This window comes from Liquorilactobacillus ghanensis DSM 18630, from assembly GCF_001435235.1.
In the GTDB taxonomy this organism is placed as follows: Bacteria; Bacillota; Bacilli; order Lactobacillales; family Lactobacillaceae; genus Liquorilactobacillus; species Liquorilactobacillus ghanensis.
This window is the reverse complement of the sequence record NZ_AZGB01000016.1, coordinates 83,071-96,687: the sequence shown is the minus strand read 5'-3', so window position 1 is coordinate 96,687 and position 13,617 is coordinate 83,071. Positions and strand designations below refer to the sequence as shown.

15 protein-coding genes are annotated in these 13,617 nt (G+C 38.2%); 3 read left to right on the top strand and 12 right to left on the bottom strand.

Annotation, left to right across the window (positions count from 1 at the left end; genetic code table 11):
* Nucleotides 1-68: 68 nt before the first annotated feature.
* The 11 genes from FC89_RS05990 to rsmG form a co-directional block, all read right to left on the bottom strand.
* Nucleotides 69-875, bottom strand: a complete 807-nt coding sequence (locus tag FC89_RS05990) for a transporter substrate-binding domain-containing protein (RefSeq protein ID WP_057871647.1) — start codon at nucleotides 873-875, stop codon at nucleotides 69-71.
* 22 nt (nucleotides 876-897) lie between these two features.
* On the bottom strand, nucleotides 898-1,644 hold the full coding sequence (locus FC89_RS05985) for an amino acid ABC transporter ATP-binding protein (RefSeq protein WP_057871646.1): 747 nt from the start codon (nucleotides 1,642-1,644) through the stop codon (nucleotides 898-900).
* 15 nt (nucleotides 1,645-1,659) lie between these two features.
* Nucleotides 1,660-2,358: an amino acid ABC transporter permease gene (locus FC89_RS05980; protein WP_057871645.1), complete on the bottom strand. Its 699-nt coding sequence runs from the start codon at nucleotides 2,356-2,358 to the stop codon at nucleotides 1,660-1,662.
* Nucleotides 2,359-2,642: 284 nt separating this feature from the next.
* Nucleotides 2,643-4,364: a 6-pyruvoyl-tetrahydropterin synthase-related protein gene (locus FC89_RS05975; protein ID WP_057871644.1), complete on the bottom strand. Its 1,722-nt coding sequence runs from the start codon at nucleotides 4,362-4,364 to the stop codon at nucleotides 2,643-2,645.
* Nucleotides 4,365-4,389: 25 nt separating this feature from the next.
* Nucleotides 4,390-5,169: a DUF1129 domain-containing protein gene (locus tag FC89_RS05970; protein WP_083485426.1), complete on the bottom strand. Its 780-nt coding sequence runs from the start codon at nucleotides 5,167-5,169 to the stop codon at nucleotides 4,390-4,392.
* Between the two features lie 31 nt (nucleotides 5,170-5,200).
* On the bottom strand, nucleotides 5,201-6,301 hold the full coding sequence (gene ychF / locus FC89_RS05965; RefSeq protein ID WP_057871643.1) for a redox-regulated ATPase YchF: 1,101 nt from the start codon (nucleotides 6,299-6,301) through the stop codon (nucleotides 5,201-5,203).
* Nucleotides 6,302-6,327: 26 nt separating this feature from the next.
* The gene (locus tag FC89_RS05960; protein WP_057871642.1) at nucleotides 6,328-6,528 is read right to left on the bottom strand and encodes a DUF951 domain-containing protein; all 201 of its coding nucleotides are present in this window, start codon (nucleotides 6,526-6,528) and stop codon (nucleotides 6,328-6,330) included.
* Nucleotides 6,529-6,549: 21 nt separating this feature from the next.
* A complete protein-coding gene (locus tag FC89_RS05955) occupies nucleotides 6,550-7,431 on the bottom strand; it encodes a ParB/RepB/Spo0J family partition protein (protein ID WP_057871641.1) in 882 nt (293 codons plus the stop codon).
* Entirely contained in the window at nucleotides 7,421-8,188 is a 768-nt protein-coding gene (locus tag FC89_RS05950; protein ID WP_057871640.1) for a ParA family protein, read from the bottom strand. The genes FC89_RS05955 and FC89_RS05950 overlap by 11 nt, the downstream gene beginning before the upstream one ends.
* Before the next feature lie 10 nt (nucleotides 8,189-8,198).
* Nucleotides 8,199-9,053: a nucleoid occlusion protein gene (gene noc, locus FC89_RS05945; RefSeq protein WP_057871639.1), complete on the bottom strand. Its 855-nt coding sequence runs from the start codon at nucleotides 9,051-9,053 to the stop codon at nucleotides 8,199-8,201.
* A 3-nt stretch (nucleotides 9,054-9,056) separates the two neighbouring features.
* Entirely contained in the window at nucleotides 9,057-9,803 is a 747-nt protein-coding gene (gene rsmG / locus FC89_RS05940) for a 16S rRNA (guanine(527)-N(7))-methyltransferase RsmG (RefSeq protein ID WP_057871638.1), read from the bottom strand.
* Between the two features lie 312 nt (nucleotides 9,804-10,115).
* Between rsmG and FC89_RS12560 the strand changes: the two genes are divergently transcribed.
* Nucleotides 10,116-10,280, top strand: a complete 165-nt coding sequence (locus FC89_RS12560) for a hypothetical protein (RefSeq protein ID WP_157060672.1) — start codon at nucleotides 10,116-10,118, stop codon at nucleotides 10,278-10,280.
* Nucleotides 10,281-10,434: 154 nt separating this feature from the next.
* Here FC89_RS12560 and FC89_RS05935 read toward each other — a convergent pair whose 3' ends face one another.
* Nucleotides 10,435-12,498 carry a methyl-accepting chemotaxis protein gene (locus FC89_RS05935; protein ID WP_057871931.1) on the bottom strand — a complete coding sequence of 688 codons (2,064 nt, stop codon included), beginning with the start codon at nucleotides 12,496-12,498 and terminating at the stop codon, nucleotides 10,435-10,437.
* Between the two features lie 602 nt (nucleotides 12,499-13,100).
* Between FC89_RS05935 and FC89_RS05930 the strand changes: the two genes are divergently transcribed.
* Complete coding sequence (locus FC89_RS05930) at nucleotides 13,101-13,343, top strand: type II toxin-antitoxin system RelB/DinJ family antitoxin (RefSeq protein ID WP_057871637.1); 243 nt, start codon at nucleotides 13,101-13,103, stop codon at nucleotides 13,341-13,343.
* Nucleotides 13,336-13,617, top strand: a complete 282-nt coding sequence (locus FC89_RS05925) for a type II toxin-antitoxin system YafQ family toxin (protein ID WP_057871636.1) — start codon at nucleotides 13,336-13,338, stop codon at nucleotides 13,615-13,617. The genes FC89_RS05930 and FC89_RS05925 overlap by 8 nt, the downstream gene beginning before the upstream one ends.

Below are 13,617 nucleotides of genomic sequence, written 5' to 3'. Positions count from 1 at the left end.
TCGAATCACGTTCTTATTGTCATATTATGGATAAATTTTCAGCAACCTCACCTTGCTGTCTTAAATGGTTATTTAGTAATGTCACCATTAAAGTATTTCTTTGACAGACGTGAAAGGGTCCCGTTCTGTCGTAATTTAGCTAAAGCTTGATTAGTTTTTCCCCGCAGCTTGGTAGATTTTTTATTAAATAATGCGACTACTTGTGCTGGCTTTTCTTCAGCTGAAACATTTTTAACTTTCAATCCAGTCGTTGGATTTGATTTCTTATATGCCAACCAAGCTTCACGAGCATTAACTGTTCCAGCTACTCGTCCCTGCTTGATCAAGGCAATACTGGTCGTGAAGTCACCGGATGGAACAATTTTAGCACCAAATTTTTTGGCAACTTGTTCATTGTTTGTCCCAGTGCCTTCTGCAAATTTTTGCCCTTTAAGATCTTTAAGCGAATTAATATCTTTTCTATTTTGACTGGTAATTAAAATATAGCGTGAATAAATGTATGGTTTTGAAAAAAGATAACTTTTAGCTCGTGCCGGAGTTTTAGTAATATCATTTAAAACTATGTCATATTTGCTGCTGCCTAAGCCAGCAACTAAACCATCCCACTTAGTTGGAACAAACTTGGCTTTTAACCCCATTTGTTTGGCTAAGGCTTTCCCGAGTTCAACTTCAAATCCGGTTAATTTACCGTCTTTTCGGTAAGAATATGGAGCATAAGTTCCTTCTAGCCCAACTGTTAAAGTTCCTTTATGGTTTAAACCTAGATTATCCGCAGACGATGCTTTGCTGCCGGAACCGCAAGCACTCAAACCAACTGTCAATAATGCTGCCCCAACTAAAACTGAACCTAATTTTACTAATTTTTTGAAATTCATTTAATCAACTCCCCTAATTTTTTTAAAGCTTAGCAAATGTCATAGCTGAAATAAAATCCTTAATTCGCGGCTGCTGTTCAGCAGCAAAAAATGCCTGCTTTGAATCATCAAATAACACTTGCCCATTTTCTATAAAAACAATTTTATCAGCGGCTTTGCTGGCAAAAGCCAAATTATGTGTCACAATTACCAATGATTTTTTCTCTTCCGATAATTGCAATAAAACTTTCAAAACTTCTAATTCCAACTCTGGATCAAGCGCACTGGTCGGTTCATCCAGTAAAATGTATTTCGGCTGCATTGCCAATGAACGCGCAATCGCTACTCGCTGTGCCTGCCCGCCAGATAGTTGATTAGGATATGCATCAGCCTTATCAGCTAAACTTACTTTTGCCAATAATTGGCGCGCAAGTACTTCGGCAGCGGCTTTTTTACTGCCCAAAACTTGAATTGGTCCTTCCATGATGTTCTTCAATACTGTTAAATGCGGAAACAAATTATAACCTTGAAAAACCATTTCGGTTTGTCGGCGAATCGCTAAAGTATCTTTACTGCTGATTCCCTTCGCAAAATCAAAAATTTGTTGATCAAAATAATACTTACCGGCTTCTGGACGTTCCAACAAATTCAAGGAGCGCAATAAAGTTGATTTACCTGAACCAGAAGGCCCAAGAATTACAGTTGTTTGATGTTCAGGAAAATCAACTGTTAAATCTTTGAGAACTTGATGTCCGTTGAAACTCTTACTCAATTTTTCAACTTTTAACATTAAATCTTCCTTTCATCAATGACCTGCCACAACATAACGCGATGTAACTTTTTCTAAGTAACCCTGTAACCAAGAAAGGATCGTGCAGGCGACTGCGTACAACAATGCCACCAGACAATACATAACTAACGGCTGATAATTTTCAGCAGCAATCTGCTGGCTGACTTCAAACATTTCCACAATCGTAATGGAAGCCGCTAATGATGTATCTTTAACCAAACTAATAAAACTATTTGCCAACGGCGGCACTGATACCCGCAGCGCTTGCGGTAAAATAATTCGCCGTAATGCTTTTACTTTAGTCATTCCCAATGAATAAGCTGCTTCCCATTGTCCATTAGGAATCGATAAAATTGCGGCACGAATGGTTTCCGAACAGTATGCCCCAGTATTTAAAGAGAAAGTAATAATTCCGGCTGTCAGCGGATCCAACTTGATGCCATTAGGTGCCAAACCGCTGATCTTCAAGTACGGCAGGCCAAAATAGACAATAAATAATTGTACTAACAAGGGAGTGCTCCGAAATAACCAGACATAGAAACGAAAAATCAATTTAATCAGTTTGAAAAAACCGCCACGCGTTGAAATCCGTATCAGCGCGGTTATTAAGGCAATCACTAACCCAATTGCAAATGAGATCAAAGCGATTGGAATTGTGTATTTCAATCCGGCCGCAATCAGTTGGGGTAAAGCCGTTTTAATAATTTCCCACATTCTGCTAACTCCTTTCTCGATCAACAGTTAAAGCTACTAACTAAAAAAATCCTCTCTCGTTCGAAAACTCGAACCGAGACAGGATCTTCACTTTTTTCATTTAAACAGCGCCAATCAATTACTTAATGGTGGAATGCCAAATGAACCGTGAAATCGAGTTACTCGGTCTCAAAGTACACATACATTCACATTTTTCCATTAAGTAAGCCATTAGTGCCTCCAATATCATTAACTGTTAATCAAAAATTAATACAATTGTATCTTACTGTTAAAATATCTAGATGTCAACTGGATATTTTAGACTGAAAATATTGTTTCTTTCGGATCCAACCGCTAATGAAGATTGCCACAAAAAACAACCAAGTTAAAACACTACTGATAATAGCTATAATATCAACTTTTGAATAATGATAAGTTACCATGATTGGTCCTGTTTCTTTTGAACTAACCAACATCGTGTTTCGCTTGCTGCTGACAAGTTTCATCCGATGACCATTTCGATAAGCTACATAATTTTTGTAGTAAGCCACCGGCAAATCAACTTTTTTAGCTTGAGTTAGTGACTTATCTTTAAAAATCAGTTCACTCGGTTGTGGTGTAATCTTTTTTAAAGTTACCTTTTTCCCATTAATGATAGCAATATGTTGCTGAATTTCTGACAAATATGGCAAACTTTTTTTCGGAGTATATTGATTTGTATAAGCATCTCTATTAAAAGGTTTACTATCATTCCGATAAAAATTGCTGGATTGATTAAACCAATCACCAACTGATAACTGGTAAAGACTGCTATACCAACCAAATAACATTCCACCAACTATCACTGTCAAAAATAAAAATTTGAGCCATGGTTGCTTAATATACTCTTGCCGAATAATTCCGAATATCCCCGCACCTACTATTGCATACAAAAATGTTGGAATTACCAATAGTCTGAAAGTATATTGAATAACTGATAATGGTGTTTTCTGAAAAAAACTCCAAGGAAAGATTTTCGATGAAGCTATAAAAATCAGTAACGCCAACAAATAGCTACTTTTTTCTAATTTTGTCAGTTTTTTAAAGCAAGCAGCTCCAGCTATCAAAATAATGATCGAACTAAAACCAATACTATAAGCAGCTTCTTGTCCGCTATTAATGCTATTATTCAACGCTGCCATCAATATATTTGAAAAAGGTTGGGTTGTCTGCGACAAGCTTTGCGGACTCGGCTGAGCATATTTTTGAAAAAGTTCCTGTTCAAGAAAAGGAATCAAAAAAACGGCTGCACTGAAAAAAGAAGCTATTCCCGCATAAATAAAATACTTAAGCTGCATTATCTTATGCTTGGAAACCACTAGATTTATCAACCAAACCACTAACATAAATAAACCTAGAATAAAAGCTGTCAAAACATGCGACATAATTATCAGTGAATACCCAATTGCTAAATACGGCCAATCTTTATTTCTTCCAACTAAAATTGCATAAAAACCGTATAAACACAACGGCAAGAAAGTCATTGCCAAATACTCACCCATTGCAAACCGGCTAAAAGCATTGATTGTTCGATAAGCTGCAAAGGCATATAAAACAGCCCCTACATAGGCTTCACTACGACTTTTACCAATTTTTCGGCAAACCCAGTAAGTTAAAATGAGGGTCACTAATGTATAAAAAGCTATTCCCGCATAAATACCAGTCACTTGATGCTTAAAAAGCAGACTGATAGCCGCTGAAACAGTTAGCGTAATATGCGGATAAAAGATTCCCAACGGAAAAGCTATCTGACCAAAAGTATAAGTATACACAAATGGCAGATAAATTCCATGCTGCAAGTTTTTACGTATTTCAATAATTCGATCAATATGGTACCAAGCATCATCACCATTAAAAACTACCCCTTTAGTTAATAATGGATAGACAAAAAAATAACTTAAAACCAGAAACGAAGCAAAAATCAAGCAACGCAGAAATGCATTGCGACATTTATCGTTCTGGATAAATTTCCAGAATTTTACTGACATAACTCTTCCCTACTATCCTTATATTTTAAAACGGCTGGCTACGCAAACCAATTTTCTTTTTCAAGTAATAGCGCAGGCCAAAGACTAAAACTGCCAAAACAGCATAAACAATCGGATTAAGTCCAGCATTCAATATTCCTGGAATTGCAGCAACTCCGGTAAAGACAAGCAACCAGACAACCACTAAAATCAACGACCATAACAGCATCTTCCAAAATGGTAAGCGTTGTTTCTTGGCTTTTCGGTCGGCAGCCATTTGGTAGAAAAAGGCCATGCCGACACCAGCTAGAACTGATGTTACTAATAACGTCAATACCCCACCGTTGACTTTAACTGATTTAGGCGACACCATCCCCATAATGGCATACATAGCACAAAAAAGCATAAACATCATTAATCCATTGTCCAAGGCCATTTTCCAAAAAGTTACCGGTTGAGCTTCTTTTTTCGGCCCCGCAATGATTGAATCAGCTTTTTCACTTGGCGTACCGTACAATCTTCTAGCAGTAAATCCTTTTGATTGCTTTTCACGCAATTCAAGCGTTAATTCTTCAATAATCGCTTCTCTTTTGGCTGGATCATAGTGGCGCTCTTCCAAAATTTTATTCAAACGGAATAAATAGTCTTCACTCCGTTTAGTCAGACCAGCAAATTTGCTGACGACCACCTTAACTTCTTTGGCCTTTTTTTCTTCTAAATTTGCTGCCTGCTGCTGGGCAACTTTTTGATTACGTTGTTTATTTTCTTCAACTGTGTTTTCACCGGCTGTTGTCTTCGTTTCTTCAGCAGCTTTTTTTTCAGTCATAAAATTTCCCACTTTCTAAATTGTGCGCTGTCTAAACATTAAATCTGAATTCAATAATATCGCCATCTTGAACCAGGTAATCTTTACCTTCCAAACGCAGCTTCCCCGCCTCACGAACAGCAGCCATACTGCCAAACTTATCTAAATCCGCATAAGATACCGTTTCAGCTCGAATAAAACCACGTTCGAAGTCTGAATGAATAATACCGGCAACTTGCGGAGCCTTCATCCCTTGCTTGAAAGTCCAAGCACGGGTTTCTTTACCACCGGCAGTGAAGAAAGTTGCTAAACCTAATAGTTTATAAGAAGCTTTGATCAAACGATCCAAACCGGATTCTTCGACCCCTTCAGCTTCCAAAAACTCCTGCTTGTCATCATCATCCAACTGGGCAATTTCTTCTTCTGTTTTAGCACTGATTGCCAACATCCCTGAACCTTCCTGCTCAGCATATTGCTTAACCTGCTGCACATATTCTGATGCCATCGGATCGGCCATGTCATCTTCAGCAATATTAGCAACATACAGCACCGGTTTTGAAGTTAATAAAAAGAGTCCCTTAACGATTTTTTGTTCATCTTCATCAAACTCTAACGAACGAACTGGTTTTCCTGCTTCCAGTACCGGCTTGATCTTCTGCAAAACAGCAAATTCAGCTACTGCCTCTTTGTCTTTGGTCCGCGCAACTTTTTCAACGCGAGCATAGCGTTTATTAACACTATCCAAATCAGCAATCGTCAGTTCCAAGTTAATCGTTTCAATGTCGTCTAATGGAGCAATTTTATTGTTAACATGCGTGATATTATCATCATCAAAAGCTCGCACAACATGGACGATCGCATCAACTTGGCGAATGTTTTCTAAAAATTTATTGCCCAAACCTTCACCATGACTAGCGCCCTTGACGATTCCGGCAATATCAGTAAATTCAAAAGTCGTATGAATAATTTTCTTAGCTGGTATTAATTCATCAATTCGTGCCAGCCGTTTGTCGGGAACTTCAACCATTCCGACATTCGGATCAATTGTAGCAAATGGATAATTAGCCATCTCTGCTCCGGCTTTAGTAATTGCGTTAAATAGTGTCGATTTGCCGACATTTGGCAAACCAACAATTCCTGCTGTTAATGACATGCTTTTCTTCACTCTTTCTTAAATTTTCATTCTTGTTTAGTTGCTGGCTCAAGCACTTTCTTTAATTTACGATTAAATTCACGACGCGGCATCATTACCAAATGCTGGCAGCCGGTACATTGGATCTTGATATCCATCCCGACACGAATGATTTTCCACCGGTTGACGCCACATGGATGCTGCTTTTTCATTTCAACGATATCGTGCAGATTATAATCAACTGTCATTTAAAATCCCCCCAGTATACTTCAATCAAGTGAAATTCCTAAAATATCCATAATTCGATTAAAATCAGCGGTTGATAAATAATTAATTTCAATCCGACCATGACCAGCTTTGCTATTGCCCTTAATGGCAACTTTAGTCCCAAATTTTTCTTGCAATGCATGTTCACTTTGTCGATAAAACTTCCGATAAGAATCTTTGAGCGGCTTTTTTACTTTTTGGGCAGCTTCACCATTTATTCGCGCTACTAATTGTTCTAATTGCCGAACGGTCAAGTTTTCTTTGACAGTTTTTTGGGCAACTGCCGCAACCTGCTGCTTATCCTTCAAAGCCAACAAAGTTCTAGCCTGTCCCATTGATAATTGCTGTTGCTGTAATAATTTTTTGACCGCAGCCGGCAACCCGAGCAATCGCAGATAATTAGCAATATACGGTCGGCTTTTGCCTAATCTTTCGGAAACTTGCGCCTGCGTCAGCTTAAGATTCTTCATCAACATCTCATAAGCCTGCGCTTCTTCAAGCGGTGTTAAATCTTCCCGCTGCAGATTTTCCAACACAGCAATTTCCATCATTTGCGGCTCCTCTAATTGACGAATAATGGCTGGGATGGTTGACTTTCCAGCCAACTTTGAAGCCCGAAAACGCCGCTCTCCAGCAATGATCTCATAACCCTTGACTTGGGAGCGACGAACAATAATCGGTTGAAAAACACCAGATTTTTTTATTGATGCCGTTAATTCTGCCAGTGAAGCTTCATTAAAGTTCTTCCGCGGCTGGTATGGATTCGGGCGAATCTCAGTCAGTTTTAGTTCAGTGATAACCTCTTCTTCCTGACTAACCTGTTCCAGATCTTGAAATAATGCGTTAATGCCACGGCCCAAGCCTTTACTATTCTTATTTGTCATGATGGCTCAGCACCTCCTTAGCCAGTGCCTGATACTCTTGAGCTCCTTTTGAAGACGGATCATAATCAATGATCGGCTGACCATAACTTGGAGCTTCTGATAAACGGACATTGCGCGGGATTAAGGTCTGATAAACTTTTTTGCCAAAGAACTTGCGAACCTCTTCAACTACCTGAACGCCAAGTTTGGTTCGTGCATCCAGCATCGTCATCAAGACCCCTTCAACCTGCAAGTCAGGGTTAAAATGTTTTTGCACCAGCTTGATAGTGTTCAACAGCTGGCTTAATCCTTCTAACGCATAATATTCACTTTGGACCGGAATCAAAATCGAATCACTGGCACAAAAAGCATTGATCGTCAATAATCCCAATGATGGCGGACAATCAATCAAAATGAAATCATATTGATCGCGAATTTTTTTGACTGCTTCCAACAAGCGTGATTCACGAGCTAATTGCGAAGTCAGCTCGATTTCAGCTCCTGAAAGCTGAATGGTTGCTGGAACAATTGAAAAATTCGGATGACCCGTTGGTAAAATGGTCTTTTCAAGTGGATATTCATTGACTAAAACATCATAGATATCTTTTTCAATCTTCGTTTTATGAATTCCAACCCCGCTGGTAGCATTGCCTTGCGCATCAGAATCAATCAATAAAACCCGCTGGCCTAAATCAGCCAGACAAGCTCCTAAATTAATACTAGTGGTAGTTTTGCCAACTCCGCCTTTTTGATTAGCCAGTGCAATTACAATTCCCATTTGGTGCCTCCTATTTTTCAGTTTCAAGCGGTAGATCAATAATAATTCGATGATACCCCGGTCCCTGTTCTTCACGCATAGTTGCCTTAATACCGCTGTCACTGATTAGTTTCAATGATTGTTTGACCGTATTGACTGCTACTCGAACATCGCGGGTCTTTCCCTTAGCCGACTTACGCTGTTTAGTTTTTTTCGTCGACTTGGTTTGAGATACGGTAGTACTTTGTGCTTTAACTAACGACTCTGTTTCTTTAACCGTCAGCTGCTGATCAATTGTCTGTTTGATGATTTTAATTTGACTTTCAGGTGGTAAGCCAACCACACTGCGACCATGGCGCTCTGAAATTTCCCGCTTTAATAGTGCTTGTTTGACAAAGGGTGCCAATTTTAATAAACGTAATTTATTGGCAACAAACGATTGGCTCTTTCCAATTTCTTGGGCTAATCGGCTTTGACTTAATTGATTAAGTTCCATCAATTCTTGATAAGCCTGCGCTTCTTCGATGGCGGTCAAACCTTCACGCTGTAAATTCTCGATAACCGCAAAAGAAGCTGCCTCAGTATCGGTCATTTCTTTAACAATTGCTGGAATCTTTTCCCATTTCAATTGCTGAGCTGCCCGGAAGCGACGTTCACCAGCGATTATTTCGTATTTTTTGCTGCTGGTGTTAGGAGCCAAACGCAAGATGATTGGCTGCAGCATTCCATGTTCCTGCAAAGTAGCCGCAAGTTCGGCAATCTTTCCCTGATCGAAAACCTGACGCGGCTGATAATGATTAGCCACAATTTGAGTCAATGGAATTTGCTGAACCTGTGCAGCGGTTGCTGGTGCTTCCTGCTTGCCCTTCCAAAATGAAAATGCCATTTATCACCCCTCCTTATGCGGTACTGAATCCAACGGCTTTTTATTTGGCACTCCTGGTTTACGCGGATATTTAGTTGGCGTGGCAGCTATTTTATCAACAACAATCACATGACGCAAATCATTAGTTTCCGGTAAAACCATCGTCTGATCAGTCGCAACCCGTCCGCCTAATAATTTAATTGCCGCCGTGGCTGCTGCAATTTCCTCGGGAGCCTTTTTGGCCTTTAAAGCAACAAATTTCCCACCAACTTTAGTCAACGGCAAACATAGCTCACTTAAAACATTCAATGAAGCAACTGCCCGCGCCGTTACAACATCAAATTTCTCGCGAAATTCACTTTGACGAGCACCGAATTCCTCAGCCCGCGCATGATACAATTCAACATTGCTTAAATTCAAAGCTGACACCAACTCATGCAAAAAATTGATTCGCTTATTTAATGAATCAACAATTGTAATATGTAGTTGCGGGAAAGCAATTTTTAGCGGAATCGAGGGAAAACCTGCTCCGGCGCCAACATCACATAACATTAGTGGCTTTTGCTGAAGCTGCGGTAAAATCAAACTAGGTATGAGCGAGTCATAAAAGTGTTTTAAATAAACATCACTTTCCGCGGTTAATGCAGTTAGATTTACCTGTCGATTAGTTGTGACCAACAAACGATAATAAACGGCAAATTGTTCCTGCTGCCACCCCGAGAGAACTATCCCTTGGTCTGCCAATTTTGCTTGAAATACTGCTGGTTTCATGTTAATCCCTTCGTTTTCTGCTCCTATTTGTGAAACAAAGTTTGTTTCACACGCTATTCTTAGTTTAAAATAATTAGACTTGAAATACAAGGTTTCCCTGACTGATTATCTGAATATTTCCTAAATTTTTGCTTTTTAACAGTTAGCAAATCTAAAATGATCCAGAAACGATTTTAAATTATTTATTGTTTACTGCTTAGCAAAACAAACCAATCAAGCTGATTTATTAATGAAAATTCGAATTAACCCAGATTGCTTGCCAATAGTAAAAGAAAGCGCTATCATGTAACTAGAGTAAAGGGGGAATTGATGATGAATAAAAAAGTTAGAGTGTTCGTAGCTTTAGTGATTATCGCTTTAGTAATCGCTGCTCATTATGTAATAGCTCCTTCCGCTTTAGATATTTATTTCGATTCTGCTGCAATATTAGCAGCTCTCATCATTATGCCGCGACCTAAGTTTGCTTTTGTGCCCTGAATGAAATTTAAAATAATAAAAATGATTTGCGAAAACCTATGTATTGACCAGTGTCTAATGGCGCTGGTTTTTTTATTGGCAGCAACTTTCATGTTTGCCGACGTAAAAAAGGAACTGGCAGAAACCAGTCCCTTTTCATGATTAACTTTCCTAGCTATTTTCCAAACTCAAATGTTGTAACAATTTTCTTCAACTCACCAGCTGTCTTTTGCAGTTCAGCTACATGATTGGTAAATTCTTCCATCGTTGCTTGAACTTCTTCTGAGTTAGCCGAAACTTCTTCGGTCCCCGCTGAATTTTCCTCAGTTGAAGCTGAGATATTTTCCAAACTCTCTTCGATCTTACTTTGAACCTCAGCAATTTTACCACTGGCTTGTTCAATTTCTTGGATATCTTGAATAAGTTTCTGGTTTACACCAAAAACATCCTTAGAGGAACCGATTGCTTGGTCAAGTAATTTTGTTTGCTCTTGACCACCAGAAATAGAAGCATCCATCTTCTTGACCATCTCTTCTGAATCGATCCTAATCTTATCTAAAATATCGCTGATATCTTTGGTTGAATCTTTACTTTGATCAGACAATTTGCGAATTTCAGTTGCCACAACTGCAAAACCTTTGCCAGCTTCACCAGCACCAGCAGCTTCAATTGAAGCATTTAAAGCTAGTAAGTTGGTCTGCCGCGCAATTCCGCTAATTACATTAACAATCTTGTTAATATTTTTAACTTGCTCATTCAAATGACTGACACTGACTTCCAGCTCCTGCATCTTAGTTAATTCTTGATCCCAATTCTTAATTACTTGACCGGAAATATCAAGATTTTGCTGATTAAGTTTGCTGGCATTAGCAGAACGTTCATTCATTTGTTTAACATTCTGATGCATATTTTTGATTACACTCGACAAATTCTTAAGCTGACCAACACTGGCTGAAGTTTCTTGAGCTTGCGTAGTCGTAACCTGAGCAATCCCGGTAATTGCCTGTGCTACTTCCCCCGTTGCTTTATTAGTTTGTTGGGACAGACCTAACAACGAGTCCGTCTTTTCGGCGACATTATCACTTTGACCCTGAACTTTGCCAATCGCTTTGCCAACAGAGTCTACCATTAAGTTGTAATAATACGCAATCCGATTAAATTCTTGCCCATTTTTGTCTGGTGAACTGAATTTCTCACCCATTTTCTTTGGATTATTTAATAGGTTGAGAGTTCTGCCGCCAACAACTGGCTGAATTTTAGTAAACTTACCTTGACTAGCGGCAGCAAAATGTTTGATATACACTGAAACTGTCGCTCTAAGAATTGCAGAAGTGTAAATCGCATACAGGATAACAACTATCAACATTACAATTGCCACGACTAGTGAAATTATAATTAATGAATGCAATTCACTACTTAAATCATTACGATCAACAACGGCAAATGACCATTCACCGTTATCAGGCTTATTATAATAAACTTCACCAATATTCCGATTATTTATCTTCAAAGTACCGGTGTGCCCTTTAGCGGCAGCAACTGCTTTGAAGACCGGATCGTTTTTGATATCTTTGCCACTTTTGAAAGTATAATTTTTCGATTTGCCCTGTGAAGCAATTACTGTTCCACTCTTAGCAACTAACGTCACACTGCCAGTCCGACCAATCTTCATTGATGAAATCGCTTTTTGAATATTGTTATAGGACAGATCGATTCCTAAAACACCGATCGTTTTTCCTTGAGCATTCTTAATAGCAATCGAGGCGGTTGTCAGCATCTTACCAGTAATTGCATCTTTATAAGGTGCTGTCCATGCAACTTGATTAACTTTATTAATAACATCTTGATACCAAGGTCTGGAACGCGGATCATAACCCTTTGGCAATTTATTGAAAGTTATCATTTCGCCCTTAGTAGAAGCAAAATAAACATGCATCCACTGATTATTGCCTTTTCGGGTTACATTCAACCCTTGGCGAATCGCTTTAGCATCATATTTATCCTGTTTGAACATAGATGCAGCAGCCAATTTTTCCAATTCTTGTTCAGTTGAAGTTTGCAAACTGTTATTAGTCGCAACCAATGTGTTAACTGCACTTTGCTGACTAAGTTGATTTCGTTTTGTTAACAGATTCTTAGTGGAGATATAAGAACTGACCACTAATACGATTATTGTTAATAATGTAATTCCAAAAATTGCTTTACCAATTGTTTTCCCTAAACTTTTATTATTTTTCATCCCCATGGTCTCTTCCCCTCAGTTGAAGTATTCCTATGCTATCGGAAGTCCCCGTAAAAAATTAAGTCACTTAAGCAAAAATAAAAAATAAGTTGTTTTCCAAAAAAAATAAGCCATAAAGAATATAAAAACTCTCTTTATGACCTGATTTCGTATTTATTTAAATTGTTTTTTACTGAAGTAAGTTATTTTGAACCTATACTTTCTAGTATCGGTAGAACATAAAAATTCAATATCAGTTTTTTTATTTATATATTAAAGAACAGGGCATCCTATGATACGATTTAAGTGACCAAGTCTAAAGAACAATTTCCTAATGAAAAATCTTTAGCTAATTTCATTGGGGTTCAAGTAATAAACTATAACGAAATGAGTTTTAAAAGAATTCACTAAAGATTCGATAAAGTTAAGGATACACTTGGATCACTTTTCGATTAACAAATTAATTTTTTTCAGGAGAAAGGAATTTCCATTTACACAAACTTCTTGGCACTCTCCTCTTTAACTAATCGATTCTCGCTATGAGTTGGTTAATTTCAGATAAGCATTAATACTTGAAGTTTATGGTACCACTTGGTACCATAACAATAGAGGTGAGTATAATGACTAATCAAGTGCATTTCAGAATGGACGATAAAGAGAAAAAAGAATTTGAATTGGTACTTAAACGGATCGGTTTAACTCCAGGAGAAGCTTTTAGAATTTTTGCAAAGAAATCAATTGAGGTTGGCGGAATACCTTTTGAAATGTCTCAACCAACCCCTCGTTTAAACAAAGCTATTAAGAGTCGAGATTATGTTGAATTTGATAATCCTAAAGATGGATTGACTTGGCTAAATGACTGAATGTATTTATAAACCAGCCTTTGAACGCCAATTTAAAAAGCATTATAAAAACGTCTTGAAGGGTGGTCGCTACCATAAAGAAGACTTTGAAACTGTTTATAAAAAATTACTTTGTGATAAGCCACTGGAACCATATTATAATGATCATCCTTTAGTCAATCGTAAACCAGAGCGAGATCTTCATATAAAACCTGATTGGTTACTGATTTATAAATATGATGGTGAGTTTGTTCGATTCATTGATACTGGATCGCATTCAGACCTTTTCAAATAA

What these genes read in the sequence shown, in the direction of transcription:
- FC89_RS05990 (WP_057871647.1), bottom strand. Translation starts at nt 875, where the DNA reads ATGAATTTCAAAAAATTAGTAAAATTAGGTTCAGTTTTAGTTGGGGCA.
- FC89_RS05985 (WP_057871646.1), bottom strand. Translation starts at nt 1,644, where the DNA reads ATGTTAAAAGTTGAAAAATTGAGTAAGAGTTTCAACGGACATCAAGTT.
- FC89_RS05980 (WP_057871645.1), bottom strand. Translation starts at nt 2,358, where the DNA reads ATGTGGGAAATTATTAAAACGGCTTTACCCCAACTGATTGCGGCCGGA.
- FC89_RS05975 (WP_057871644.1), bottom strand. Translation starts at nt 4,364, where the DNA reads ATGTCAGTAAAATTCTGGAAATTTATCCAGAACGATAAATGTCGCAAT.
- FC89_RS05970 (WP_083485426.1), bottom strand. Translation starts at nt 5,169, where the DNA reads ATGACTGAAAAAAAAGCTGCTGAAGAAACGAAGACAACAGCCGGTGAA.
- ychF (WP_057871643.1), bottom strand. Translation starts at nt 6,301, where the DNA reads ATGTCATTAACAGCAGGAATTGTTGGTTTGCCAAATGTCGGCAAATCG.
- FC89_RS05960 (WP_057871642.1), bottom strand. Translation starts at nt 6,528, where the DNA reads ATGACAGTTGATTATAATCTGCACGATATCGTTGAAATGAAAAAGCAG.
- FC89_RS05955 (WP_057871641.1), bottom strand. Translation starts at nt 7,431, where the DNA reads ATGACAAATAAGAATAGTAAAGGCTTGGGCCGTGGCATTAACGCATTA.
- FC89_RS05950 (WP_057871640.1), bottom strand. Translation starts at nt 8,188, where the DNA reads ATGGGAATTGTAATTGCACTGGCTAATCAAAAAGGCGGAGTTGGCAAA.
- noc (WP_057871639.1), bottom strand. Translation starts at nt 9,053, where the DNA reads ATGGCATTTTCATTTTGGAAGGGCAAGCAGGAAGCACCAGCAACCGCT.
- rsmG (WP_057871638.1), bottom strand. Translation starts at nt 9,803, where the DNA reads ATGAAACCAGCAGTATTTCAAGCAAAATTGGCAGACCAAGGGATAGTT.
- FC89_RS12560 (WP_157060672.1), top strand. Translation starts at nt 10,116, where the DNA reads ATGAATAAAAAAGTTAGAGTGTTCGTAGCTTTAGTGATTATCGCTTTA.
- FC89_RS05935 (WP_057871931.1), bottom strand. Translation starts at nt 12,498, where the DNA reads ATGAAAAATAATAAAAGTTTAGGGAAAACAATTGGTAAAGCAATTTTT.
- FC89_RS05930 (WP_057871637.1), top strand. Translation starts at nt 13,101, where the DNA reads ATGACTAATCAAGTGCATTTCAGAATGGACGATAAAGAGAAAAAAGAA.
- FC89_RS05925 (WP_057871636.1), top strand. Translation starts at nt 13,336, where the DNA reads ATGACTGAATGTATTTATAAACCAGCCTTTGAACGCCAATTTAAAAAG.